The following is a 24,596-nucleotide window of genomic DNA, read 5'->3' on the forward strand; positions in this document are numbered from 1 at the left end:
GCTCCCTTGTTCTTCACGAATTCACACTCGCGTGACCATCAAAAGTCACACAAGTTCAGAGTAATAGAAATGGCATAAGAAGTCAATGAATTTCACAATTATAAAAGCGCTTTAAATCAAGTCGTATCAATAGTTTTACGCACTTCATAAACTAAACGATCAAAGCACTTTTTTAAGAAAGTGTGAAGAAACGTTGAAATAAAAATGTTGACTTTATAACATTTCACAAACGGAATCAGATGAAGAATAGTTCAGTTATACCCCCACGTTTTGGAAAATTCAATCGGTAAACGCTTACGTTCACAAAGAGTTACGAAACGTCTGTTGACTTCATTTTGAAATCGTTTTCAACGTCCTGTATCAGTATACCGAGGATGTTTTTACCATGTCGAGCGATTTCGCCCATTTTTTTGTGAGGAATCTCATACTGTTCAAAATCCCTTTCTCAATCTTGGTTTTATATTCGAAATCGAGGGATTCTATTTAAATAAGAAAGAATAGATAAATTCCATCCCAGTTCGCCATTCTTCTCGCTCTAGTTTTGTGTCTATTTTGTGACATCCGTAAATGATAAATATTATTCAGTGTCAATCGTAAAAAAAGCGAAAATCGCATAGGCGATTCTCGCTTTTAAGTCATTACTTCGTACCAAACAAACGGTCACCCGCATCCCCAAGTCCAGGAACGATATAACCGTGGTCATTTAATTTTTCATCGAGTGCAGCAAGATAGATCTCTACATCCGGATGTTCTGCTTGTACACGCTCTACGCCTTCTGGTGCTGCGCAAAGGCATGCCAACTTGATTGACTTCGCTCCGTGTTTCTTGAGTGATGCAATCGCATCAACAGCCGAACCACCTGTCGCGAGCATCGGGTCAACAACGATAAAGTCGCGTTCTGTGACGTCTGTCGGAAGTTTCAAGTAGTATTCGTGTGGCTCAAGTGTTTCCGGATCGCGGTAAAGACCGATATGACCGACTTTTACGTTCGGCATCATTTTGAGGAACCCATCCACCATACCAAGTCCTGCACGTAAAATAGGGACGATTCCCAATTTCTTGCCGGCAATCATCTTTTGAGTGGAAACAGAGACCGGTGTCTCGATTTCTACGTCTGTTAGGGGTAGGCTGCGCGTGATTTCGTATGCCATAAGTGAAGAAACTTCGTCGACGAGTTCACGGAACTGCTTCGTCCCCGTCTCTACTTTACGCATAATCGTCATTTTGTGCTGAATCAAAGGATGGTCATAAACATGTACTTTTCCCATCTTGCTTCACTCCTCTCTCATTCTCTCTCGAGCATTGTACCCTAACTCTGTTGAGATGGGTAGAGCCAACTTCTATTTTATCAAAGGTCAGACGCCACTTATGGTTGAATGACCTGGAAATAATCATTGCCCGGAAGTTCATACGATTGAGATGTGTGTTGATCGACTAAATAGAGTTCTGTTTCCGTTTTCCATACGTCAAAGGATTGCTCAGTCAATTCTTCATACAGATGCAAGTCTCCGATTTTGATAGCTGTAGACGGTTTTTCATGCGGCTGAATATGAGACAAGGCGTCAAACAACTCTTGCGTTTTCGGTCCGTCTAGCCAGATTGTATCTTGATCCGATTCAAAAACTGCCAGGCGCGTTTCCCTTTCGGCGGGGCGCGTGGACATCTTGTTTGTCACTGGACGACGGACATGCCCCCAAATTTCAAGGACCGTTCCATATGTTTTCGATAACGATAACGACGTCTCTTCAGCCACATCCCCTTCAATCGGTCGATCAGATAAGATGATGCGTTTCATGAGTTCGCGATGATTTCCCTTTAGCGAGAGCTCTTCTTTCGGATCGACTTTCATATAAGGAGCCTCATATATATTCGGTAGGATGAGTTGTTTGAGCGAGGACGCCTCTCCGATTTGTAGGGTGAGACGATCATCGGCACGCCTCGTCAAGAAAACATACCCTTCATTCTCTCCGCTTTGAAACGGGAATAGTTTTGGTTCAATGATCGGGTCAAGTGTACGCCCATTTCGAATCGTCTCGAACGTCACATAGATCGCTCCCGTATCCGGTGTCGTATAACGGAAAGCCGAGTCGGGCATTACTTCTTCATGCGTCTCGTTCAATGTGAACGTACTTGTAATCGATTCAAGGTCATCGATGCGCTCAAACTCAATTGTCGAGACCACTTTCGACTCTTGAAAGCGCTCTTGTTCGAGCGCTTCAAACGCTTGAATCGGCTCCACGGCAAACGTTCGCTCCATCAACTCATTGCTGTTCGCGCAGGTCACGTAACGTTCATCACCCGCCGCAAAATATTTCACCGTTTTGGACCCGAGTACTTCATAGAGCGGATGATGAAATGTCACTTCTGCCACCTTGGCTCGTCGCTCTGGTAAGACATCTGTCGGACGACGCTCACAGTATGTAAGTAGCTTCTCTTGTGTTTGTTTCATTAACGGTATCTCAGGATCTTGCTCGACTCGATAGGAAGACAAAGGACGTAATTCAATCGCGTTCAACGTCTCGGCACCACATCCACTCAACAAGATACAACTGAGCAAGATTCCCCAATACGTACGCATTGATGTTCCTCCTCATTCCCAATTAGGTGGAAACCACCTAAATTTTTCTTGTACATCATAACATAGAACCTATTTTTGTGATGATTTCAGAATTATTACGTTTCTGATGATTTGACGAAAGCGGTCCAACTCATTTTATGCTTCAACGTCTAGCAACAAAAAAAGAACTAATCCATTAAGAGATTAGTCCTTTTTATCACTTCATTAGTCATCTTCTCGCTCATCCTCGGATGAGTCATCTTGAGATGAGTCGTCCTGCGAAGAATCATCTTGTTCATTCTGGTCGTCCTCTGATTCACGATCGACTTCAATGACCGCCCCATCTTGATTTAGCTCAAGTTTGACAGGATCGCCGACACGCGGAGTGTCATCATCGATTTCAGAACGTGCGGCAAGTGGATATACGTTGTCTTTCCCATCGATCTTAATCGTGACTTCTTGATTTGTGAGTTTGACGAGCGTGCCGTAAATATACGCATCATCATCACCACTCTCACGGTCCACTTCCTTCACTTCATCATCTCGGTTCAATTCGAGTTTTACCCGGTCACCCACTTGCGGTGTATCGTCATCGATTTCATGTGTCGCCGCTAAAGGGTATGTCGACTCTTTTCCATTGAAGCTGATAGTAACATCTTCTTTCGATAACTTCACGAGCGTCCCGTATAGTTCATAGTCGTCTCCATCCCCCACTCGCGCTGCTGACGAATCATCTGATGCGCTACTTGAGCCATCCGATGTAGCAGGGTCATCTGGGTTGTCCGTTGATCGATCGTCACTCGCTTGATTGATTGCTTGTGGAACAATGACCGTATCCGTCTGATTCCCGTTTACGTAAAATCCAATTCCAACAATTGCCATGACAGCTAATAATGCGCCGATAATCCAACCGATGCGTTTCATGTTTGTTTCCTCCTCATGATGTGTTCTTCTTATTTTCATCATAAGCCTCTTCCGTGAGAGCATATTTAAGGCTTCATTAGAAGTTGATGAGAAAATGCGAAATATTCATCATCGAGTCAGAAAAAATATACTGCCATCCGGATGATTCGATCTACTCCCGATCGTCCACTCATTCAAGTCCGCCACTTCTTTCGCAATCGCGAGACCAAGACCGCTCCCACTGCGATCGCGCGCTTCATCTAATCGGTAGAATCGATCGAACAGCCGATTCCTCACATCATCCGAAAGAATCGGTCCTCGATCGCGTACCTCAATTCGATCACTCTTCAAATGAAGGCTCGTCTCTTCCGCATACTTCAAACTATTGTCTAATAGGATGACAAGAATCCGCTGTAACGACTCACGATGACCAAACCAGCTTCCTGTAGCTTCAATAGGTAAATGGACGCCGTGCGACCGCAAAAAACGTTCTCCTATTGATTCCCCAAGTTCAGCTAAATCGATTTCTTCTCGCTCTACCTGTTCGAGTGCAGCAAATCGATTCAATTCGAGCATAGGTTCAATCAAATCATTTCGCATTTGACGCGACTCCGTTAAAATATGGTCAATCGCTTCGGCACGTACACTCTCATCTTCTTGTCCCCATCGTTGTAATAACTTCGCATAGCCCTCGATGACGGTCAACGGTGTCTTGAGTTCATGTGAAACATCGGCGACGAAACGACGTTGTTGCTCCATCGTCCCTTCGACTCGCTCAATCATATGATTAAATCCGTCCGAAAGAGTCGTCACTTCATCTTTTCGGTCAGCCACTTCGATTGTCTCTAACTTACCGGACTCCGTGATCCGTTCCATCGTTTCTGTCAATCGGCGTAACGGTGACAGACCTTGACGTAAAATCCACCACGTCCCGAGGAACGTCAAGAGAACAGCAAAGAAGAACATGACGAGAAAAATGGTTGCGAGCGCTTGAATCGTATTGCTCACATCTCGATCCTGAAAGCCGAACGCTAGTCCATCCGTCGTCGCGACCACAAACCAATCATCGATGAGGGCCGGTTCCCCGTAATTGATGGGAAACGTCGTTCCGTCTGGCACTTCTCCCCCGATGATTCCCCATTCGCCGTTTTCTTGACGTTCTAACACGACACTGTCCTCATGAAGCGACAATACCGCATCGCTATTCCGGACATCTTCTTCCAAGAGATTCAACGCCTGCAGTAACACGTCAAAACGCGAATCGACAATTTCCTGCCTGGCGACGAACCAGGTCACGCCAAAGGAGACGAGAAGAAGCAACAACATGAACCCTGTCATCGCCCACGCAATCTTTGTTCGTAGCATCGGTCACTCACCACGCTTCAACATATAGCCGACACCGCGAACCGTTTGAATCCAAGAGCCGGTCAGTTTTTTCCTTACGTATCGGACATACACGTCCACGACATTCGTATCCCCATAGTAGTCGAATCCCCACACGTGTTCGACGAGTTGGTCACGCGTCAAAACACGCTCCGGATTCTCTAAAAAGAAAACCAACAAGTCAAACTCACGTCGAGTCAAATCTACTTTCTTTCCGTCACAATATACTTCATGACGATTCACGTCGACAGTCAATGTTTCGTACGTCAACACCTGTTCGGAATGGTCCTGACGAACAAGCTGGCGCATTCGTAAAAATGCCCGAATTCGTGCGAGCACCTCTTCTATTTCAAATGGTTTCGTGATGTAATCATCTGCGCCAAGATCAAGACCACTCACTTTGTCGTATCGATCGCCACGGGCCGTCACCATCAGAACCGGTAACAAAGGTCGCTCTTCTTTCAGACGACGGACCACCTCGAGTCCACTCATTTGAGGTAACATCACGTCCAGCAACACGAGGTCGACATCATCAGCGAGAGCTCGTTCCAAACCGGTACGACCATCTGTCGCCACCATGACCGCATACCCCGCATGCTTCAATTCCAACTCCAGTAATCGCGCAATCTTCGAATCATCTTCTACGACGAGAATCGTCTGCATCCTGCTCACTCCTTTGAAAAAACGCCGAGCAGTTCGCTCGACGTATTGTTATTCATTTCCCGAATTCAATCCGCAAAAAACAGACGAACGCCTTCTGGAACGGCTTGCTCGATTCGTCTTTCTAAATCATCTTCCCATTCATCCCACTTCGTATCGACTTGTTCCATCTGCTGTTCGACTTCCAGCGCCGCTAGCGATAGTTGCGACAGGCTGGATTGTCCAGGTGAAGTGAAGAACAAAAATCCGGCAAGCCCGATTCCCATAAGTCCGATCGCCAATAAAGTTGTTCCAATGGTTTTCATTACACGTTTCATACACGCATCCCTCCTACCTCAAATCATACGACAGGAAAACGAGAAATCGTGGTGTACTTCATTAGAATTTCATGAGAAAAGGCGCTACTCATGTAGCACCTTATTCTTCGAGCACGGACTTCGCAATCGGTGCCCAATACGTCCCTTCCATCTCAGAAACGGTCGTCAACGTTTCACGGTACGCCGGGTCATTCGCTTTTTTCTCGGCAATCCCTTTCATCCAAAGGACATCTGCCTTGTAACCGGATTCTGGATACGACTCGAGATAAGCCGCATAGTCCGCAATGTCCGCTTGTCCCAATTTATTGTCGACAAGAAGTCGATAAAACCCAACTGCTTGTTCTTGTCCGACTTTCGCTTTTCCACCTAATAGGCGGTCGGCTTTTTCATACTGTTTATCTTGAACAAGTGCTTCTACCTCAGCCAGCGGTACAACATCCGTTGATGTGTCCGGTGCCTCTTCGGTTGATTCCTTTGGCTTCTGTTCGTCCGAATCTTGAAGTTTCTCATTCTCTTCTTCGAGTCGGGCGACTTCTGCCTCGAGCTCTTCAAGGCGTTCTGCGAGTGCTTCTTCTTCCGTTACGGTCTCGACAACGACTTCATCCGGCTCGTCCGGCGTGACGCCGGGCGGTTCGGCATCCGGCCAAAATATGAGCGCTCCAGCCGCAAGACCAACGACGAGCGGAAGTCCAAGCCATTTCTTATCGAGCTTGAACGCCTGTCGCCACTCGGCTAAATCAGAATGTTGGATGACAGCCGACGAGAACGAACGAAAGCGGCGCTTGGCCGCTTTTCTTCCGTTCGCCTTCACTTCTAGCGCAAGACCTAGTCGATGGAAAGCAGCAGGCACTTTCATCCCGAGGAGCGGCACGATTCGTTCGCTCGCTTCTTCATAATAGCCATGGTCGAGGAGCGTCGTGATGACACCAAACTCACTGGCGACAAGACGGAAAGAAGGATCGTATTCCCCTTTACGAGCCAACCATTCTGTCATATCGAACAATGGAAGTTCGGATAGCTCTCGTTCTGCTAGTGTCCGAATATCCATTGACTCAGCCTCGTTCAGGGTAAAGCGGGAACTTCGCTGTTAACGATCGCACGTCTTGAAGTGCTTCCGCGATTACCGCCTCGTCTTCATGTTGTTTCAGCACACGCCCGATGAGACGTGCCACTTCTTTCATATCCGCTTCTTTGAAACCACGAGTCGTCATCGCAGCCGTTCCAAGACGGATTCCGCTTGTGACAAACGGTGATGCCGGGTCGAAAGGAATCGTGTTTTTATTGACCGTGATTCCTGCTGCATCCAATGCATGCTCAGCTGCTTTACCTGTGATGTCGATTCCTCGAAGGTCGACAAGCAAGAGGTGATTGTCCGTTCCGCCCGATACGATTCGGAGCCCCTCTTCTTCAAGGCCTGCCGCAAGTGCTTGTGCATTCGCAATGACTTGACGTTGGTAATCTTTGAATTCCGGTTGGAGTGCCTCACCGAACGCGACCGCTTTTGCCGCGATGACGTGCATGAGCGGTCCTCCTTGAATCCCTGGGAAAATCGACTTATCGATCGCTTTGGCGAACTCTTCTTTACAAAGAATCATCCCTCCACGTGGTCCACGGAGCGTCTTGTGCGTCGTCGTCGTGACGAAATGCGCATGTTCGACCGGGTTCGGATGCAGACCTGCTGCCACGAGTCCAGCAATGTGCGCCATATCGACCATAAGATAAGCATCGACACTGTCCGCGATCTCACGGAACTTCGCGAAGTCGATTGTACGTGGGTATGCCGACGCTCCCGCAACGATCAATTTTGGCTTATGTTCCTTCGCAAGTGCAGCGACGACGTCGTAATCGATGTGTTCTGTCTCTTTGTCTACACCATATTCGACGAAGTTATATTGCACACCTGAGAAGTTGACCGGGCTACCGTGCGTCAAGTGACCACCATGAGACAAGTTCATTCCGAGAACCGTATCTCCTGCTTCAAGCACCGTGAAGTAGACCGCCATGTTCGCTTGTGCACCCGAGTGTGGTTGTACGTTCGCATGTTCTGCACCGAACAATTCTTTCGCACGGTCACGCGCCAAGTTCTCAGCGACGTCGACAAACTCACAGCCACCGTAATAGCGGCGTCCCGGATATCCTTCGGCATATTTGTTCGTCAATACGCCTCCTTGCGCTTCCATGACCGCTTCTGAAACAAAGTTTTCTGAAGCGATGAGTTCGATGTTGTCGCGCTGACGACCGAGCTCGTGTTGCATTGACTCAAATAATTCCGCATCCTGCACTTTCAACTTCGTCGTGTTTACCATGTGAAGACCCCCTCTAAATGTCTAAAAATCAACACCCCCATCGTACCACACGCTTGTTTTTTTGGGTATCGCAATAATCTGATGAAAAGTTGGGTATCATTAATAAGAATGTAACTGTGAGGAGGCCATTTATGATTGAGACAAAAGAACTGACGATCACACCGTTCGAACGGACACGAACGGTCCGAATCTACACACCTGCCGACTACGAGACGTCCGAAAAACGATATCCGGTCCTCTACATGCACGACGGACAGAACTGTTTTGATGACGAGGATGCGAGCTACAACATGAGCTGGCGCGTCGGTGAATATTTAGACGCCTCGAAGCGTGACTTGATTGTCGTCGCCCTCGATAGTGCACCAGGCGAACAACGACTCGATGAGTATGGACCGTGGGAAAACCCTTATATCGGTGAGAGTTTGCTCGGAAGTGACATCGTGCTCGGCGGGCAGGGTTCGGCGTATATCGAATATATCGCGCAGGAATTGAAACCTCAAATCGATGCTGACTATCGGACGATTCCGGAAGAAACAGCGATGATGGGAAGTTCGATGGGTGGGCTCATCTCGATATATGCAGCATGTGTATATCCAGACGTCTTCAAGCGTGTCGCTTCCCTGTCCTCTGCATTTTGGTTCAACCAAACCGAGCTGGAACAATTGATTGAAGCGAGCGATTTGAAGGGCGTCGAGCGTCTTTACTTGGACGTCGGCGCAAAAGAAGTCGAGGAACCGATCGAAAATGGACCGACGAACGAGATGTATCGTGAGTCGAGCGAACGCGTGTACAACCTGTTAAAAGACAAGGTCGAACACATCCGATTCGAAGTGATTGAAGAAGGAGTTCACAACGAGCTCGCCTGGCGTGAGCGTTTCCCGATGGTCATCTCCTATCTTTTTGGAGAAGATTTATAATTTGAACAAAAAAAGCATCGCATTCGGTCGAAAAACCTAAACGCGATGCTTTCTTCATTTATTTGGATACTGAGCCCGTGGCCCACCAATCAGTTTCGGTCTCGTGACTGCGAACGTGACGTACGCCTCTCCGAGATGCTTCGATGATAACCGAACCGGTATCGCGACCGGTTTCAAATGCATCCCAATCAATGTCGAGCCGATATCAATCCCGGCATCTGCTTGAATCGATTCGACGACACATGGCTCCTCGAAGTTCGCATACGCCTTCTCCGACATCGCCCCACCCGCGGAACGGACCGGGACGACCGTCACTTCAGTGAGGCCGAACTGTTTGAGTGTCCGGCGCTCAACGGTGAGGGCACGGTTGATGTGCTCACACCCTTGAAACGCCAAATGGACACCTGTCTTTTCTCTAAATTCAAGGAATGCTTCCATCAATTCGCTTGCGACATCAATGGAACCTGCCTTCCCAATCGTTTTTCCGAGCACTTCACTCGTCGAGCATCCGATGACGAGAATGCGCTCATCATTTAACGGGAACCGTTCGTGAAGCTCCGTCAAAAATCCGAGAAGTTCCGTCTTCATTTGACTCACTTCGATTCGTAAGCGCTCATCTTGTCGACACGGTTTGAATGGCGACCGCCTTCAAAGTTCGTATCGAGCCACGTCGTCACCAAGTCGAGTGCAAGACCAGGTCCGATGACACGCTCGCCCATCGTCATGATGTTCGAATCGTTATGCTGACGTGTCGCTTTTGCACTGAATGAATCATGGACGAGTGCCGCACGAATCCCTTTGACTTTGTTCGCCGCAATCCCGATTCCGATTCCCGTACCGCAAATCAAAATCCCACGATCGAATTCACCTGCCGCTACCGCTTCTGCGACCGGGATGGCCACATCCGGGTAGTCAATCGAGTCCGCTGAGTGCGTCCCGAAATCTTTATACTCATGTCCGAGTTCCTCAAGCAAGGCTACGATTTCTTTCTTCAAGTTGAAGCCGCCATGATCAGCGCCAATTGCAATTTTCATTCGTTCATTCCCCCGTCTTCTTTGGTAGGCGTCTCGGTGGTTTCGTCACCTTTGACCCATCATTCGTTAATTTTAACACAAGTCGATTCACGAGTGGTTCGAGCTCGTTTCGCACCTGGCGATACACATTCATCGAACCGCCGAACGGATCGTTGATGTCCCGTTCGAGTCCCGTCACGAATTCATAGAGCGTGTACGTCCGCTCAGACAAATCCGGGTATGTATCCCGAATTTGTTCACGGTGTGCGCGTGTCATCGTCAAGATGATATCCGCCCAATTCCCTAACACTTCATCGAACGTCTGGGTGACATGATCGAGCTCAATCCCACGTTCTCTGAGAACTTGCAGTGCATTTTCTGAAGCATCGAATCCTTGCATCGTCCGTAGACCAGCTGAGCGAATATCAAACTCATCCCCGGTCATCTTCGAACGGAGCAAGGCCATCGCCATCGGGCTTCGGCACGTGTTGCCACTACATATGAATAATACGCGTTTCATTGACATCGCGTGTCCTCCTCTATGTCTTTAGGCATCTTTCGTCGGGTGCACAATCTTTCCGCCCGCTGCTTTGTATAAACGGTTATAGACGGCAAGTGCGACTCCGACCGGTTCAATCGTGTTCACATAAATCTCATCCACGTCTGTTTCATCAAATCGACGAAGCGCGTCGTATAAACGTTGCGCCGCCACTTCCATCGAGGTCCCAAGTGAATACGTGACCTCAGCCGGTGTCGGGTTCTCGTCGAAGACGAGTGCACCGATTCGCAACCCCGCTTGCTTCCGCTCCTCGATGACACGTTCCAAATCTTTGCGTGTGCCATCGACTAAAAAAACAGGTGCCGTTGGGGCATAGTGCGTGTACTTCATTCCCGGCGATCGTGGTGTGGCTTCATCGTTACTCAAATTGGCATCTAAGGCGACCGGTCCAATGACAGCTTCCATTTCTTCTCGCGTCACACCACCTGGTCGTAAAATCGTTACCGTGTCCCCCGTACAATCCACAACGGTTGACTCGACTCCGATTCCGGTAGGACCCCCATCCACGATTCCTGCGATTCGTCCGTTCAAATCATCCGCGACATGTTGAGCAGTTGTCGGCGAAGGTCGTCCGGAACGATTCGCACTCGGAGCCGCAAGCCCTAACCCTGACTTACGAATTAACTCGAGTGCTGCCGGATGATTCGGCATCCGGAGTCCGATGGAATCGAGGCCCGCGGTCACGAGCGAAGAGGCTCGTCCGTTTGAAGGCAAGATGATCGTCAAAGCGCCTGGCCAAAACGCATCCATTAAGCGTTTGGCAACAGGAGGAATCGAATCGACAAACAAACTCGTTTGGTCGATTGAAGCGATATGGACGATGAGCGGGTTATCCGACGGACGACCTTTTGCCTCAAAAATCTTTCGAATTGCCACATCGTTCATGGCATCTCCAGCGAGACCATAGACGGTTTCTGTCGGCATGGCGATGATTTCACCCGCTTGAAGAAGACGTACCCCCTCTTCAATCTCATTCGAATTAATCCATTTCGTTTCCATACGCAATCCCTTCCCTTACGGCATAGACGATACGGTCCTTGCCGTTTATATCTTTTAAAATACCCGTTTCTGCTTCAGGATAACGTTCAGACAGTAATGATTTCACATCTTGTCCTTGGTTATACCCGATTTCAAACGCAATCAAATGCCAATCGGCACGTAAGACGCGCACCGATTCCAATATTAATTGCCGATACATGTCGAGCCCATCCTTCCCTCCGAAGAGCGCAAGGTGCGGTTCGTAGCCGACGACCGTCTCATCTAACAGCTCATCGGCCTCGATGTAAGGCGGATTTGAGACGAGAACGCGAATCGAGTGGTCCGCAATCGGTGCGAGCCCGTCTCCTTCATAAAACCGTACAGTTGCGCCAAGTGTGGCTGCATTTCGTTTAGCGACTTCAATCGCCTCACGCGAAATATCGACCGTCTGTACACGTACGCCGAGCTCGAGGCTCAAGGTAATCGCAATGGCCCCGCTTCCTGTCCCGACATCGACAATCTCATCATCCTTGATGTGACGAAGTTGCCCAAGTACCCAGTCGATCAACTCTTCCGTTTCTGGTCTCGGAATCAACACATCCCGGTTCACTTCAAACGAGCGCCCGTAAAACGGAGCATGTCCAATCACGTGTTGTACCGGTTCTCCGATCAATAAACGCTCGATTCCCGTCTCGAACCGTGTCGCTTCATCTGAAGACAATTCATCCGACAAACGAACGAGGAGACCGGTGCGATCGACTTGCAACACATGCATGAGCCACCATTCGGCAGCCGCACGGTCGCGCCCAGCTTCAACTAGTCGTTCTTCCGTCTGCTTAAGTAGCGCGGCAATCCGCATCATTCCGCTTCCTCCATGAGACGCGCCTGTTCGTCCATGATGAGTGCGTCGATAATGTCTTCGAGTTCACCTGCTAGGACACGGTCCAACTTCTGAAGGGTCAATCCAATCCGATGATCTGTGACACGACTTTGTGGGAAGTTGTATGTGCGGATCCGCTCGGAACGGTCACCTGTTCCGACAGCCGATTTTCGTTGCGCAGACAACTCTTCCATATGTTCGCTTTGCATTTTGTCATACAGGCGTGCTCGAAGGACCTTCATCGCCTTATCCTTGTTTTTATGCTGCGACTTCTCATCTTGACATGATACGACGAGCCCTGAAGGAATGTGTGTCAAACGGACAGCTGATTGCGTCGTGTTGACCGATTGTCCCCCTGGACCAGATGAAGTGAACGTATCAACTCGTACATCTTTCATATCGATATGCACTTCGACATCCTCTGCTTCCGGAAGAACGGCAACCGTTGCTGTGGACGTATGAATTCGTCCGCCCGATTCAGTCGACGGGACTCGCTGCACACGATGGGCTCCGTTCTCAAACTTGAGCTTTGAATAGGCACCTGCCCCGTTGATCATGAACGTGACTTCTTTAAATCCACCGAGTTCGGTATAGTTCGCGTCAATGAGTTCCACTTTCCAATTTTGACGTTCAGCGAATCGCGTATACATCTTATATAAATCTCCTGCAAAGAGTGCCGCTTCGTCTCCGCCTGCTGCTCCTCGGACTTCGACGATAACGTTCTTGTCATCGTTCGGGTCTTTTGGAAGCAATAAAATCCGCAGTTTCGCTTCTAGCTCTTTGACTTCTGGCTCGAGGAGGTTCATCTCTTCTTTTGCCAATTCACGCATGTCGGCGTCGAGCGTCCGGTCTTCAAGCATCGTCTTCGCTTCCTTGAAAGCTGTACTTGTTTCTTTATACTGACGATACATCTGTACCGTCTCTTCTAGTTGTGCCTGCTCTTTCGAATATTGTCTCAACTTCGTCGAGTCACTGAGCACCTCAGGATCGGCGAGCATTTCATTCAATTGCATGTAACGATCTTCTAATACACTTAAACGGTCAAACATGATGATCCGTCCTTTCTCCGTCAAATCAAACTCTATCTATTATAGCAAAAAAACGGACCGCCGAGGGCGGTCCGTCGATTCATCAGTCTACCACCGTATGGCGGACCGGATGTGGTTTGTTCGGTACATCATGACAATGTCGGCATCGTGGTTCGTAAGACTCGGAAGCCCCGACCAAGATGACCGGGTCCTCATACCGAGCAGGTTGCCCATCGATCAGACGTTGTGTCCGCGAAGCAGGCGCGCCGCATGACAAACAGATGGCCTGTAGTTTCGTCACGAACTCCGCGCGTGACAACAGTTCAGGCATCATCGTGAACGGTTCGCCTCGAAAGTCCATATCGAGCCCAGCGCAGATGACGCGTTTGTCTTCGTTCGCAAGTTGTTCGATGACGTCTACAATTCCTTCATCAAAGAATTGCACCTCGTCAATCGCGATGACCTGTGTTTCTTCACGAACGGCATCATACAAGTCTTGGCTTGATGCGATTGGCACGGCCACGACCGAGTTCCCTGTGTGTGAGACGACGTTCTCTTCATGATACCGGTCGTCGATTGCTGGTTTGAACACTTGGACCGGAATCTTTCCATAATGAGCACGGCGGACTCGGCGAATCAATTCCTCCGACTTCCCCGAAAACATACTCCCACAAATCACTTCAATCCAACCATATCGGTTCGTCACATGCATCATTGTTCTTCGCCCTCTCCATCGATAATCGCTTTCCGATTATACCTATCTTTCGAGTTGAGGAAAAGGGTTGACTTCTCCTAAATACTGATTGAAAGAACTCCGTCCTTTATTCATCAGCGTTCGCCTCTTTTTGTTCATCGATTAATTTCAATTTTCGCGCGAGCGGTCGAATCGTGAGACCGTGCAGTGTAACGGAAATGAAGACGAGACCGAGTGTGAGCGGCAACATTTGCTTCGCATCGTCAATCCCAAGATGCGCGACTTCTTCAGCAAAGAATCCCGCGACCGTCATCGCGACAATCCCGCGTGGGGCAATCCAACCAATGAACCCTCGTTCCGCTAGCGGCAAACCTCCACCGATGGTCGACAAGTAAATCGCAACTGGGCGAACCAAGAACAGGATGCCCGCAATCGTCAAGAGAAGCGGCCATTGGAAAATATTCAACAGCTCTGCCCGAGACAGGGAAGCCGTCAACAAGATGAAGACAGATGAGATGAGCAAGATTGAAATATCCTCTTTGAATGATTGCAGTTCTTCGATGATTTCTTCATCCCGATGTTTCGTATTGGCCATCGTCATCCCCATCGCCGTCACGGCGAGCAGCCCGACTTCATGCATCATAAGCTCACTGAGTGAGAATAAGATGAGGACAGCCGTCAACGTAACCGAGGCACGGAGATAGCGAGGTACTTTTTCTGCCACAAACCATCCCATCAAGAGATGGCCGAACAAGTAACCGAGTCCAATCCCTACAATACAGGCACCTGCAAAGAGGAGTTGCATCCATAAATCCATACCTTCATATACGATGTATCCAAGTCGAACGACGAAGAGCCCGAGTAATGCTCCAACAGGGTCGACAATGATGCCTTCCCATTTCAAAATCGCTCCGACTCGATCTTTCAAGTGTGCCTGACGCAACAACGGAATGACGACAGTCGGACCCGTCACGACGAAGAGCGCCCCCATCGTCCAGGCGACGACCCAATGTAACCCTCCTACATATTGAATGAGTAGCGACATCCCGACAAATGAGAGCGCGACTCCAATCGTTACAATCCGGACGATCGACCTCCGGAACTGATTGATTTCGCTAAAGTGAAGCCCAAGACTTCCTTCGAATAAGATGATGGCGACCGCAAACGAAATGATCGGACTATATAAATCCCCTAATAATTCACGCGGATCGAACAGCCCGAGGATCGGACCCGCCAATACTCCAGCGAGCGTCATAATGATGATTGCCGGGATTTGATAACGCCATGCCAACCATTGAGACATGATGCCGACCCCGATCAACAAGCTGATACTAATGAGTATAAATTCCATAACGGCCCCCTCACGACATACTTTCGTCTCTTTACCCGTGTCGATGCAACAAAAAACCGCCAAGGGCAATCCCTAGGCGGTGAGCATACAACTTTACGATTAACGTTGGTATTTCTTGTTGAAGCGCTCGATACGACCATCTGCAGATGCGAATTTCTGGCGACCTGTGTAGAACGGGTGCGAATCAGAAGATACATCGACACGGATGAGTGGGTACTCGTTTCCATCTTCCATCGTGATTGTCTCGTTAGAGTAACGAGTTGAACCAGTGATGAATTTGAATTCTGTCGTCGAGTCCATGAATACGACTTTACGGTATTCTGGGTGGATTCCTTGTTTCATTGCTTTTCAACTCCTTCGGCCCTAAGTATTCTTTCAACCTAGAGAAAGTTCACTAGAATATAATATCACCCTACTATAGGTTTTACAAGTCTGTTTTCGTTTTTTTCACCGGTCGTCTTTTTTTCTTATCTGCCTCTAGCGCAGCAAAAAAGTCGAGGTTTGTTTTCGTCTCACGGACACGGCGTAAGAACTGTTCGACGAAGTCTGGAGACTCGTTCATCGTACGACGAATCGTCCAGAGCGAATCGAGTTCGTCCTTCCCGAGTAACAACTCTTCTTTCCGTGTTCCCGAGCGACGAATGTCGATTGCAGGGAAGATCCGGCGCTCTGCCAATTTCCGGTCCAGATGCAGTTCCATGTTCCCTGTTCCTTTGAACTCTTCATAGATGACGTCGTCCATTCGCGATCCGGTATCGACGAGCGCTGTCGCGAGGATAGTCAAGCTACCTCCATCCTCGATATTCCGTGCCGCTCCGAAGAACTTTTTCGGTTTGTGGAACGCCGCCGGGTCAATCCCCCCCGAGAGTGTCCGTCCGCTTGGTGGAACAGACAGGTTGTACGCACGCGTCAAGCGTGTGATGGAATCGAGTAGGATGACCACGTCTTTCTTATGTTCCACGAGACGCATCGCGCGTTCGAGAACGAGTTCTGAAATACGCGCATGGTTTTCCGGTGTCTCATCAAAAGTCGAGAACGCCACGTCCGCATCCGGTACAGAGCGTTGAATATCCGTCACTTCCTCTGGTCGTTCATCGATTAGAAGAATGATTAATTCGACGTTCGGATGATTCGTCGTGATCGAGTTGGCAATTTCTTTTAAAAGCGACGTTTTCCCCGCTTTTGGTGGTGCCACAATCAACCCGCGTTGGCCAAACCCGACTGGTGCGATCATATCCATGACACGAACCGAAAGATGGGTCGGCTCTGTCTCGAGCACCATCTGTTGTTCTGGATAAATCGGTGTCAATGCCGGGAAATAATCACGCGAACGCGTCGAGTCCGTCGACTCTCCGTTGACCGCTTCAACACTCAACAAACCTTGGAACCGTTCATTCTCTTTCGGTTTACGGACCTTTCCTGTGACAAGGTCCCCGTTTCGAAGATTAAAGCGACGAATTTGCGATGCAGCGATATAGATGTCTTCGGAAGATTGAGAATAGTTGATTGGTCGGAGGAATCCAAATCCGCCATCATTTTGAGACTGAGGATTCGGTGGGATGATCTCTAAAATACCTTCGAGGAAATATAAATCTTTTGATTCAGCCTGTGATTTCAAAATACGGAACATGAGCTCACGCTTACGCGCTTCTCGAAAGTTCGGTACTTTGACTTCTTTGGCAATTTCATATAATTCTTTCAACGTCTTCGTTTCAAGCTCACGAAGTGTATAGTTCTTTGTCGGTTCTGTCTGTTGACTCATTCAAGTCACCTATCTTTCTACATTTCATTACAAGAAGCATTCAACTTGATTCATTTGTTCTGCCATCATCTAACCATATTTTGCCCGTGCCGTCACCGTGCAAAAATCACCTTTTGTTCAATCGTTTCCCTCTTGTACAAATCCTTACACAGTAAAAGATAGTTTTGTAACAAAATAAGTGCTATATCCACATATTGTTTCATTTTTGTTACAAGAAAACGCTTTTTTGACTTGCGATTGAAAAATGCTATCGGTCTTGCGCATGATATAGTTTATTTGCACAGGAAACCGGGTATATCCCGCAACTTGTGCTCTACCATTAAAAATTACTCGATTTGTCATATACGAATGTCTTGATTTTAAAAACGGAGGGATTTATACAATGTTAAAGCGTATCGCATCAATCGTCGTCGCTGCCACTGTCGCTTTCTCGGGTCTTATGTTCTCAACAGGTGAACAAGCAGAAGCCGCTACCGGTACATTTGCTTACTCGAAAGTAAACGGTTTGAACATCCGTACTGCCCCGTCACTTACATCATCGAAAGTCGTCGCGAAAATGGATAAAGGTCAACGCTATACATACCTTGGTAAATCCGGTTCGTTCTATAAAATCAACTACAAAGGCACACACCGTTATATCTCAGCTTCTTCAACGTACACATACTTGAAAGCGAACACGTCGACATCAACAACGGTTTCAACGTCATCTTCTAGCAAACGTTCGAAACTTGTCGCTGAATCGAAGAAATATCTCGGAACACCGTATCGCTATGGTGGAACAACAACTTCAGGGTTTGACTGCTCAGGATATACTGGACACGTGTACAAGAAAGCAATCGGAAAAACACTACCACGTTCTTCACGTCAGCAATACTCAAGCGCGAAGAAAATCTCGAAGTCATCGATCCAAGCAGGCGATCTCGTCTTCTTCTCACATTCAGGCGGAACGATTCAACACGTCGGAATGGCACTTAGCAAAACACAAATGATCAACTCAGAAACAGGCGGCGTGAAATACGCGAGCTTCACTTCTGGATACTGGGCACCACGCTATGTAGGCGCTGGATCATATCTCTAATACAATATCACGACTCGGTTCATCGGAACCGAGTCGTTTTTATTTGTTCACATGTTCCATTACATGACGAGAGTCTTTCAAAACAGAAAACGTTCCATCCGTTTCTATGATTACTGCTTCGACTTGTCCTAGAGGAGTGCCACTTGATCGAATCGCTTGAATGACCTCGATCTCTAAAATTCGTTCTTTTTGTAGATGTTCTCTCAAATAATCTCCTTTATAAAACAGTAGAGTTGGTTCTGATTTAATCATTTGATTCACAATGGAGAATCGCTTAGATAGTTTCGCTAATATATATTGTAAGACAATTAGTGTACCGAACGCAGTCAGTCCAGCCAATAAAGAGGTTTGTTGACTAGTCAAGGTCGTTGCCAAAATAGAACCAAGTGCAACCGTCACAATAAAATCAAATGCATTCATTTTTGCCAATGTACGCTTACCAGAAACACGCAACATGAGAATGATAGAAATATATGCTCCAATCCCTGTTAAAATAATCCGAATCATCGTTGATAGTTCCTGCATCAAACTCCTCCCTTATTTTTGCTTCAATGCCCCTCTCGCGTTCGTTGCCGCAAAGACGATCATGAGTACACTCATCGTACCCGCGACTGCGAGCCCTGCAGATAAAGCACCCCAGTCAATCTCCGGCTGAGTCAGAACCGCTCGCATCCCTTCGAAAATATACGTGGTTGGATTGAACGTCGCCGCCACTTTCAACCATTCGGCTTCAATCAATTCTTTCGGAACGAACGTCGTCGACAGGAAAATTAAAGGAAAGAACAACAACGTCCCTGCCTGTGCCGCTTGTGCATTTCGTGTTTTCAAGGCGACGCCCACTGAATATCCTGCGAAACCAAGTCCAAATCCGATTGCGAGTAATACCGTGAAAAAGAATCCAGCGGCACCGACAGGAATCGTGAGACCGAGGAGAAACGCGACAGCAAAAATAAGTAGCGTTTGGACGAGTAATTGCAACATCCCCGCAATCATCGGTCCGAGCACAATCGCCGTACGGGTCGCCGGTGTCAACAAGAGCCGTGCGAAATAGCCACTCTCAATATCTCGGACAAGCGCCTGACCCGTGCCTCCCGCTCCCCCGACTGCACCTGAAACAATGGATACGGGTAAGATGAAATTCAAATAGTCGCTCCCTTCGAACTGAGGCAACGAGGCCACGCTCGACAAGCCGCTCGTATACACGAGTAAAAAGAATACAGAAATGATCAAGTTCGGGATGAATGAAAACGGATTTCGAATAGTCGTCAGCAAACTCCGTTTCGTGAATAGCCATGTCTCAGTCCACACGGATCTCGCCTCCTTCATACGATTCGCCTGTCACTTTCAAGAATACATCATCGAGCGATGGTTGCTTGACAGTCAATCGTTCAGGCTGCAACCCTTGTTCATCCAAGGAACGAACAATCTCAGTCAACGTCATGTCACGTAACTCAAACGATACATGTGTGCCATTCGAAGATGTATGAAATCGCGTCGCGGCAAGGGTCGCTTCAGATTCTGTAGCGAAGTCCATCGAAATCGTCTCTCCACCGACGAGCTGTTTCAATTCCTCGGCCGTTCCTTCACTCACAATCTTCCCGTGATTGATGATTGCAATCCGGTCAGCCAACTCATCTGCCTCCTCTAAGTATTGGGTCGTTAAAAAAATCGTCGTCCCGAATTCCTCGTTCAATCGGCGTACTTCATTCCAAATTTCGATTCGGCTCGCCGGATCGAGTCCGGTCGTCGGTTCGTCTAAAAACAAGACCGTTGGACGATGGACGAGTGTGAGAGCCAAGTCGAGACGTCGTCGCATCCCACCGGAATAGGTACCACTCCGGCGATCGGCCGCATCCGTCAGTGAAACGACTTCGAGTAACTCATCGGCTCGACGTTGCGCCTCTTCATTCGACATCTTAAACAAACGCCCTTGTAAGACAAGGAGCTCTCGTCCCGTCAACACTTTATCGATTCCTGTTTCTTGTAAGGCAACTCCAATCGATAATCGGACATCTTTTTCTTGTTTAACGACATCGAATCCATTGACTCGTGCCGCTCCAGATGTCGGTCTCACGAGTGTCGTCAACATTTGCACCGTCGTCGATTTACCCGCACCGTTCGGACCTAAAAACGCAAAGATTTCTCCTTCTTTCACGAAAAATGACACGTCATCGACAGCTGGAACATCCTTGAATGTTTTGACGAGTCCTTCAACCTGAATCATCACACCCACCTCCTGACTATCCATTCCCGTTTTCTGACGCTTTCACCACAAAAAAGTCGTGGACGTTTTCACATCCACGACTTCTGATTATTCTGGTTTCATGACCATTTTTGGTTTTTTCTTAAGTGAGTGGTTCCCTTCGACGAAACGAACGGTACCGGACTTGGCACGCATGACGACCGAATGGGTCTGTCCGCCTTGTGACGTGAATTGGACTCCACGTAACAGCTCACCATCTGTGACGCCGGTCGCCGCAAAGATACAATCTTCACCTTTCACCAAATCATTGAGGAGGAGGATTCGATCCGTATCTTCGATTCCCATGTCATGGCAACGTTGTTTCTGCGCTTCATCTTCCGGGAGCAAACGCCCTTGGAAGTCTCCACCTAAACACTTCATTGCGACTGCAGCGATGACACCTTCTGGCGCCCCGCCTGAACCGAGCAACAAATCGACACCCGTTTTCGGGAAAGCGGTGTTGATGGCCGCGGCGACGTCCCCGTCCGGAATCAATTTGATTCGCGCACCGGTCGCGCGGACACGTTGAATGGTTTCTTCGTGACGGTCCCGATGTAAAATCGTGACGACGACATCTTCCACGTTTTTCTTCTTCGCTTTCGCCACGATTTCAATGTTCTCTTCAATCGAGTTGTCGAGACTGACGAGACCTGCCGCTTCCGGTCCGACGGCAATTTTATCCATGTACATGTCTGGAGCATGAAGGAGATCGCCTGCATCCGCGACCGCGAGAACCGCAAGTGCTCCCCACGTTCCGGTCGCTACGATGTTTGTCCCTTCTAACGGATCGACGGCGACATCGAGACGAGAACCGTAGCCATTTCCGACTTTTTCTCCGATGTATAGCATCGGGGCCTCATCCATCTCCCCTTCACCGATGACGACAATCCCTTTCATCGGAATCGTATCAAATACGTCGCGCATGGCCGTCGTTGCCGCATCATCCGCTTCGACTTTCAATCCTCGTCCCATCCAACGGGCTGAAGCAAGTGCCGCCGCTTCTGTCACCCGAACCAGTTCCATCGATAAACTTCGTTCCACCCGAAATCTCCCCTTTATACCTCGGTTTGTTCCTCCACCCAAACGAGCGCACCGAGTTGTTTTAATTTGCCGACAAAGTCGACATACGAATCATTCAGTCGTTCCGCATGTAGTAGCGTCGATTCACCAGAAGCTTGGAGCGCTGACAGTACCAGGGCCGCAGCACTCCGTGCATCGGTGCATTCCATCTCTGCGTTCGCCAGCTTATTACCGCCACGAATCACAGCCGATGCATCCTCCAGTGTAATTTGCGCATTCATCCGTCGCATCTCGGCGATGTGGCGGAATCGTTGCGCATACAATTTATCGGTGACAACACTCGTTCCGTCAGCTTTTAATAAGGCTGCCGTCATCACCGGTTGCAAGTCGCTCGGATACCCCGAGTAATGGAACACCCGAATATCTGTTGGCATGAATTGGTTCGCCGTCACGGTAATTGACTCCTCACCGACCTCGACGTCCGCTCCGAAATCCAACAGTTTTTGAATGACCCCTTCGAGATGTGTCGGAATGACCGGTTGGACGGTCACACGACCGGACACTGCACCGAACATCATGAACGTTCCGGCTTCGAGACGATCTGGAATGAGTGTGTGCGTACAACCGTGGAGGCGTTCCACCCCTTTAATTCGAATCTCATCCGTTCCTGCCCCACTCACATGTGCACCCATCGATGTGAGCATGGTCGCCACATCGACGACTTCCGGATCGCAAGCCGCGTTTTCGATGACCGTCGTCCCTGTCGCTAGAACAGCCGCAAGCATTGCACTCACGGTTGCCCCAAACGACCGCAAGTCCAAGTAAATTCGATTCCCAACAAGTTCATCGACCCGGACATGATAGAGACCTGATTCATTCTCAACATGAATGCCGAGACGTTCCAACGCTTTCAAATGTAAGTCAATCGGCCGTGGACCAATCGCATATCCTCCAGGTAACCCAACCGCCCCTTTTCCAAAGCGAGCCGCGAAGACCCCGAGTAAATAGACAGCGGCACGGACTTTGCGCGTCTCAGAACCGAGGAGAGGCATTGCGACTGCTTCATTCGAATGAATCGTCATTCGTTCGCCATCCCGCTCTACCCGAACCCCTAACTCTTTTAACAAATTGACCATCACTTCCACATCTTCAATCATCGGAACGTTTTCAATCGTCACCGACTCTTCCGTGAGAAGTGCAGCCACAAGGCAAGGGAGAGCGCTCTGTTTCGCTCCGCTAATCTCGACGGTTCCTTCTAGTTTTTGCTGCCCAACGATATGGAGAATTTCCACGCTGATCAAAACCTTTCTACGACGGACTTATTTGGATTGAGCGTTGTTCCAATCCGCTAAAAACTGCTCAATGCCTTTGTCTGTGAGCGGATGTTTCATCATTTGTTCGATAACTTTGTAAGGGACTGTGGCAATGTCAGCCCCAAGGAGTGCAGCTTTTGTCACGTGAACCGGATGACGCACAGATGCTGCGATAATTTCTGTCTCGATGCCATGGATTGCGAAGATGTTCGCAATGGTCTCAACTAAATCAAGCCCATCTTGTCCGATGTCATCCAAGCGTCCGATGAATGGAGAAACGTATGATGCCCCGGCACGTGCCGCAAGTAACGCTTGGTTAGCGTTAAAGATGAGCGTGACGTTTGTCTTGATTCCAAGCTCCTTGAACTGTTTTACCGCTTGCATCCCCGCTGGTGTCATCGGTACCTTTACCGTAATATTCGGCGCGATGGCGGCAAGTTCCTTTCCTTCTTCCACCATACCCGACGCATCGAGTGCAATAACTTCGGCGCTGACCGAGAGATCCCCGACGATCTCACAGATTTCACGAAGTCTTGTATGGAAATCGACACCTTCTTTGGCGACGAGCGATGGATTCGTCGTCACGCCTCCAATGACGCCCATTTGATGAGCTTTTTTAATGTCTTCCACATTTGCTGTGTCAATGAAAAAACGCATATGTGTCTCCTCCTTAATTTGTGATCGCTTACAATCTCTATTATGAGGAAAGTCATGTCGAATTGCTATACCCTTTACGTCAACGATGCGATTGCAAGCATCGATCCTACGACAAGGCCTATCCCAGCGAGCGTCCCGAAAAATGACCATTTCATAATTTTACTTTGCTTCACATAGTATGCTTGGTGTGGTCCTTCTTTCAAACGTTCCAATCCGTGGGTTTCAATCCAATTCGTTGCTGCCGTCTGCTCATCTGCCACAAGATCGCCGGTGTAGACAAATGGAACGATTTCTTCCGGACGACTCAACCGTTCAAATCGCTCACGTCGTGTCGAGATATTCGCACCAATCCAATACAATTCTTTTGGTGTGTAAAATAGCGGAATTCCCTGCTCATGGAAAGATTTTATCCATTGATCAAAGGCAACCAGATCACGTTGATCGAACAAGATTTCCATGGCATCATCTTTTGTCATAATCGATAGCATCGGAGTGTACTCTACCGTAGGACGACCAATCCGAACCGTCGGAGACGGCTGTGTCTTTCGGACAATCGCCGGGAAGAAGACGATTTGTCGAATCGCTGAGATTGGAAATGATTGCTCGACCGACTCGCCCGATTCATGCCGATACGTCACACCCTCGATGCTCGTTGCGGTCATTTCGTATCTAGAGTGATTCCGTTCTTTCCAAAATAAACGACGGAACGTGTTCGTAAACCAATACACCCCAAACCCACCGATGGCGACTAAGACTAACAATGGAATAAGCCAAGGTACCGGATAATAATAAATTAAAACGAGTGGGGCGGCGGCTAATGCTAAAGAAAGACCAATCAACACGACTGCTCCATATACATAAAAGATTCGCCAAAACAATTCTGTCGGTCGCTCGTTATAAATCACAAAGACTCCCCCTTTTTTTCACCATATATGTATACGTTCCCTAAATCATCAAAAAAAGGCTGACTCTACAAAA

At 48.5% G+C, this 24,596-nt stretch carries 27 protein-coding genes; 2 read left to right on the plus strand and 25 right to left on the minus strand.

Annotated features, from left to right (window positions below; all coding sequences use genetic code 11):
* Window positions 1–638: 638 nt before the first annotated feature.
* The 8 genes from upp to glyA form a co-directional block, all read right to left on the minus strand.
* The gene (gene upp / locus F3H97_RS09890) at window positions 639–1,268 is read right to left on the minus strand and encodes a uracil phosphoribosyltransferase (protein ID WP_012727364.1); all 630 of its coding nucleotides are present in this window, start codon (window positions 1,266–1,268) and stop codon (window positions 639–641) included.
* Window positions 1,269–1,366: 98 nt separating this feature from the next.
* Window positions 1,367–2,578: a hypothetical protein gene (locus F3H97_RS09895; protein ID WP_196431271.1), complete on the minus strand. Its 1,212-nt coding sequence runs from the start codon at window positions 2,576–2,578 to the stop codon at window positions 1,367–1,369.
* A gap of 204 nt (window positions 2,579–2,782) precedes the next feature.
* Window positions 2,783–3,481 (minus strand): hypothetical protein, encoded by a 699-nt coding sequence (locus F3H97_RS09900; protein ID WP_196431272.1) that lies wholly within the window; start codon window positions 3,479–3,481, stop codon window positions 2,783–2,785.
* Window positions 3,482–3,589: 108 nt separating this feature from the next.
* Entirely contained in the window at window positions 3,590–4,825 is a 1,236-nt protein-coding gene (locus F3H97_RS09905; RefSeq protein ID WP_196431273.1) for a sensor histidine kinase, read from the minus strand.
* A 3-nt stretch (window positions 4,826–4,828) separates the two neighbouring features.
* Complete coding sequence (locus F3H97_RS09910) at window positions 4,829–5,506, minus strand: response regulator transcription factor (protein ID WP_012727368.1); 678 nt, start codon at window positions 5,504–5,506, stop codon at window positions 4,829–4,831.
* Between the two features lie 65 nt (window positions 5,507–5,571).
* Window positions 5,572–5,820, minus strand: coding sequence for a hypothetical protein (locus F3H97_RS09915; RefSeq protein ID WP_031422247.1), 249 nt, complete (start codon window positions 5,818–5,820; stop codon window positions 5,572–5,574).
* Window positions 5,821–5,920: 100 nt separating this feature from the next.
* Complete coding sequence (locus F3H97_RS09920) at window positions 5,921–6,868, minus strand: hypothetical protein (protein WP_196431274.1); 948 nt, start codon at window positions 6,866–6,868, stop codon at window positions 5,921–5,923.
* 4 nt (window positions 6,869–6,872) lie between these two features.
* A complete protein-coding gene (gene glyA / locus F3H97_RS09925) occupies window positions 6,873–8,126 on the minus strand; it encodes a serine hydroxymethyltransferase (RefSeq protein ID WP_196431275.1) in 1,254 nt (417 codons plus the stop codon).
* A 131-nt stretch (window positions 8,127–8,257) separates the two neighbouring features.
* Between glyA and F3H97_RS09930 the strand changes: the two genes are divergently transcribed.
* Entirely contained in the window at window positions 8,258–9,043 is a 786-nt protein-coding gene (locus F3H97_RS09930; RefSeq protein ID WP_196431276.1) for an alpha/beta hydrolase, read from the plus strand.
* Window positions 9,044–9,097: 54 nt separating this feature from the next.
* Here F3H97_RS09930 and F3H97_RS09935 read toward each other — a convergent pair whose 3' ends face one another.
* The 10 genes from F3H97_RS09935 to rho all read right to left on the minus strand — a co-directional run bounded on the left by F3H97_RS09935 (window position 9,098) and on the right by rho (window position 17,308).
* Complete coding sequence (locus tag F3H97_RS09935; RefSeq protein WP_047794818.1) at window positions 9,098–9,640, minus strand: TIGR01440 family protein; 543 nt, start codon at window positions 9,638–9,640, stop codon at window positions 9,098–9,100.
* A complete protein-coding gene (gene rpiB, locus F3H97_RS09940) occupies window positions 9,637–10,077 on the minus strand; it encodes a ribose 5-phosphate isomerase B (protein ID WP_074035705.1) in 441 nt (146 codons plus the stop codon). Before rpiB ends, F3H97_RS09935 begins: the two co-directional genes overlap by 4 nt.
* A gap of 4 nt (window positions 10,078–10,081) precedes the next feature.
* Window positions 10,082–10,582 (minus strand): low molecular weight protein arginine phosphatase, encoded by a 501-nt coding sequence (locus tag F3H97_RS09945; protein WP_012727381.1) that lies wholly within the window; start codon window positions 10,580–10,582, stop codon window positions 10,082–10,084.
* A 21-nt stretch (window positions 10,583–10,603) separates the two neighbouring features.
* On the minus strand, window positions 10,604–11,614 hold the full coding sequence (locus tag F3H97_RS09950; protein WP_159562979.1) for an L-threonylcarbamoyladenylate synthase: 1,011 nt from the start codon (window positions 11,612–11,614) through the stop codon (window positions 10,604–10,606).
* On the minus strand, window positions 11,595–12,452 hold the full coding sequence (prmC, locus tag F3H97_RS09955) for a peptide chain release factor N(5)-glutamine methyltransferase (RefSeq protein ID WP_074037873.1): 858 nt from the start codon (window positions 12,450–12,452) through the stop codon (window positions 11,595–11,597). The genes F3H97_RS09950 and prmC overlap by 20 nt, the downstream gene beginning before the upstream one ends.
* Entirely contained in the window at window positions 12,452–13,522 is a 1,071-nt protein-coding gene (gene prfA, locus F3H97_RS09960) for a peptide chain release factor 1 (protein ID WP_074035701.1), read from the minus strand. Before prfA ends, prmC begins: the two co-directional genes overlap by 1 nt.
* Before the next feature lie 82 nt (window positions 13,523–13,604).
* Window positions 13,605–14,216 carry a thymidine kinase gene (locus F3H97_RS09965; RefSeq protein WP_074035700.1) on the minus strand — a complete coding sequence of 204 codons (612 nt, stop codon included), beginning with the start codon at window positions 14,214–14,216 and terminating at the stop codon, window positions 13,605–13,607.
* A gap of 106 nt (window positions 14,217–14,322) precedes the next feature.
* A complete protein-coding gene (locus F3H97_RS09970; RefSeq protein ID WP_012727386.1) occupies window positions 14,323–15,546 on the minus strand; it encodes a cation:proton antiporter in 1,224 nt (407 codons plus the stop codon).
* A 99-nt stretch (window positions 15,547–15,645) separates the two neighbouring features.
* Window positions 15,646–15,888, minus strand: coding sequence for a type B 50S ribosomal protein L31 (locus F3H97_RS09975; protein WP_012727387.1), 243 nt, complete (start codon window positions 15,886–15,888; stop codon window positions 15,646–15,648).
* 82 nt (window positions 15,889–15,970) lie between these two features.
* Entirely contained in the window at window positions 15,971–17,308 is a 1,338-nt protein-coding gene (gene rho, locus F3H97_RS09980) for a transcription termination factor Rho (protein WP_012727388.1), read from the minus strand.
* 382 nt (window positions 17,309–17,690) lie between these two features.
* On the opposite strand from rho, the gene F3H97_RS09985 reads away from it, so the two are divergent.
* Complete coding sequence (locus tag F3H97_RS09985; protein WP_159562984.1) at window positions 17,691–18,386, plus strand: C40 family peptidase; 696 nt, start codon at window positions 17,691–17,693, stop codon at window positions 18,384–18,386.
* 39 nt (window positions 18,387–18,425) lie between these two features.
* Here the strand turns inward: F3H97_RS09985 and F3H97_RS09990 are convergent, their stop codons facing one another.
* From F3H97_RS09990 to F3H97_RS10020, 7 genes are all read right to left on the minus strand, one after another.
* Window positions 18,426–18,911: a DUF421 domain-containing protein gene (locus F3H97_RS09990; RefSeq protein ID WP_196431277.1), complete on the minus strand. Its 486-nt coding sequence runs from the start codon at window positions 18,909–18,911 to the stop codon at window positions 18,426–18,428.
* Window positions 18,912–18,923: 12 nt separating this feature from the next.
* Window positions 18,924–19,694, minus strand: a complete 771-nt coding sequence (locus F3H97_RS09995) for an ABC transporter permease (RefSeq protein ID WP_159562986.1) — start codon at window positions 19,692–19,694, stop codon at window positions 18,924–18,926.
* On the minus strand, window positions 19,684–20,610 hold the full coding sequence (locus tag F3H97_RS10000) for an ATP-binding cassette domain-containing protein (RefSeq protein ID WP_159562987.1): 927 nt from the start codon (window positions 20,608–20,610) through the stop codon (window positions 19,684–19,686). Before F3H97_RS10000 ends, F3H97_RS09995 begins: the two co-directional genes overlap by 11 nt.
* An 87-nt stretch (window positions 20,611–20,697) precedes the next feature.
* On the minus strand, window positions 20,698–21,669 hold the full coding sequence (glpX, locus tag F3H97_RS10005; protein WP_031422214.1) for a class II fructose-bisphosphatase: 972 nt from the start codon (window positions 21,667–21,669) through the stop codon (window positions 20,698–20,700).
* A 14-nt stretch (window positions 21,670–21,683) separates the two neighbouring features.
* The gene (gene murA / locus F3H97_RS10010; protein WP_074035691.1) at window positions 21,684–22,940 is read right to left on the minus strand and encodes a UDP-N-acetylglucosamine 1-carboxyvinyltransferase; all 1,257 of its coding nucleotides are present in this window, start codon (window positions 22,938–22,940) and stop codon (window positions 21,684–21,686) included.
* A 27-nt stretch (window positions 22,941–22,967) separates the two neighbouring features.
* Entirely contained in the window at window positions 22,968–23,618 is a 651-nt protein-coding gene (fsa, locus tag F3H97_RS10015; RefSeq protein ID WP_078147677.1) for a fructose-6-phosphate aldolase, read from the minus strand.
* Between the two features lie 74 nt (window positions 23,619–23,692).
* Window positions 23,693–24,523 (minus strand): hypothetical protein, encoded by an 831-nt coding sequence (locus F3H97_RS10020; RefSeq protein ID WP_196431278.1) that lies wholly within the window; start codon window positions 24,521–24,523, stop codon window positions 23,693–23,695.
* Window positions 24,524–24,596: the final 73 nt, after the last annotated feature.

Source organism: Exiguobacterium sp. SRB7LM, from assembly GCF_015712685.1.
GTDB classification, from domain to species: Bacteria; Bacillota; Bacilli; order Exiguobacteriales; family Exiguobacteriaceae; genus Exiguobacterium; species Exiguobacterium profundum.

Bases quoted from the DNA above. Each gene is read 5' to 3' on its own strand.
- upp (WP_012727364.1), bottom strand. From the start codon at position 1,268: ATGGGAAAAGTACATGTTTATGACCATCCTTTGATTCAGCACAAAATG.
- F3H97_RS09895 (WP_196431271.1), bottom strand. From the start codon at position 2,578: ATGCGTACGTATTGGGGAATCTTGCTCAGTTGTATCTTGTTGAGTGGA.
- F3H97_RS09900 (WP_196431272.1), bottom strand. From the start codon at position 3,481: ATGAAACGCATCGGTTGGATTATCGGCGCATTATTAGCTGTCATGGCA.
- F3H97_RS09905 (WP_196431273.1), bottom strand. From the start codon at position 4,825: ATGCTACGAACAAAGATTGCGTGGGCGATGACAGGGTTCATGTTGTTG.
- F3H97_RS09910 (WP_012727368.1), bottom strand. From the start codon at position 5,506: ATGCAGACGATTCTCGTCGTAGAAGATGATTCGAAGATTGCGCGATTA.
- F3H97_RS09915 (WP_031422247.1), bottom strand. From the start codon at position 5,820: ATGAAACGTGTAATGAAAACCATTGGAACAACTTTATTGGCGATCGGA.
- F3H97_RS09920 (WP_196431274.1), bottom strand. From the start codon at position 6,868: ATGGATATTCGGACACTAGCAGAACGAGAGCTATCCGAACTTCCATTG.
- glyA (WP_196431275.1), bottom strand. From the start codon at position 8,126: ATGGTAAACACGACGAAGTTGAAAGTGCAGGATGCGGAATTATTTGAG.
- F3H97_RS09930 (WP_196431276.1), top strand. From the start codon at position 8,258: ATGATTGAGACAAAAGAACTGACGATCACACCGTTCGAACGGACACGA.
- rpiB (WP_074035705.1), bottom strand. From the start codon at position 10,077: ATGAAAATTGCAATTGGCGCTGATCATGGCGGCTTCAACTTGAAGAAA.
- F3H97_RS09945 (WP_012727381.1), bottom strand. From the start codon at position 10,582: ATGTCAATGAAACGCGTATTATTCATATGTAGTGGCAACACGTGCCGA.
- F3H97_RS09950 (WP_159562979.1), bottom strand. From the start codon at position 11,614: ATGGAAACGAAATGGATTAATTCGAATGAGATTGAAGAGGGGGTACGT.
- prmC (WP_074037873.1), bottom strand. From the start codon at position 12,452: ATGCGGATTGCCGCGCTACTTAAGCAGACGGAAGAACGACTAGTTGAA.
- prfA (WP_074035701.1), bottom strand. From the start codon at position 13,522: ATGTTTGACCGTTTAAGTGTATTAGAAGATCGTTACATGCAATTGAAT.
- F3H97_RS09965 (WP_074035700.1), bottom strand. From the start codon at position 14,216: ATGATGCATGTGACGAACCGATATGGTTGGATTGAAGTGATTTGTGGG.
- F3H97_RS09970 (WP_012727386.1), bottom strand. From the start codon at position 15,546: ATGGAATTTATACTCATTAGTATCAGCTTGTTGATCGGGGTCGGCATC.
- F3H97_RS09975 (WP_012727387.1), bottom strand. From the start codon at position 15,888: ATGAAACAAGGAATCCACCCAGAATACCGTAAAGTCGTATTCATGGAC.
- rho (WP_012727388.1), bottom strand. From the start codon at position 17,308: ATGAGTCAACAGACAGAACCGACAAAGAACTATACACTTCGTGAGCTT.
- F3H97_RS09985 (WP_159562984.1), top strand. From the start codon at position 17,691: ATGTTAAAGCGTATCGCATCAATCGTCGTCGCTGCCACTGTCGCTTTC.
- F3H97_RS09990 (WP_196431277.1), bottom strand. From the start codon at position 18,911: ATGCAGGAACTATCAACGATGATTCGGATTATTTTAACAGGGATTGGA.
- F3H97_RS10000 (WP_159562987.1), bottom strand. From the start codon at position 20,610: ATGATTCAGGTTGAAGGACTCGTCAAAACATTCAAGGATGTTCCAGCT.
- fsa (WP_078147677.1), bottom strand. From the start codon at position 23,618: ATGCGTTTTTTCATTGACACAGCAAATGTGGAAGACATTAAAAAAGCT.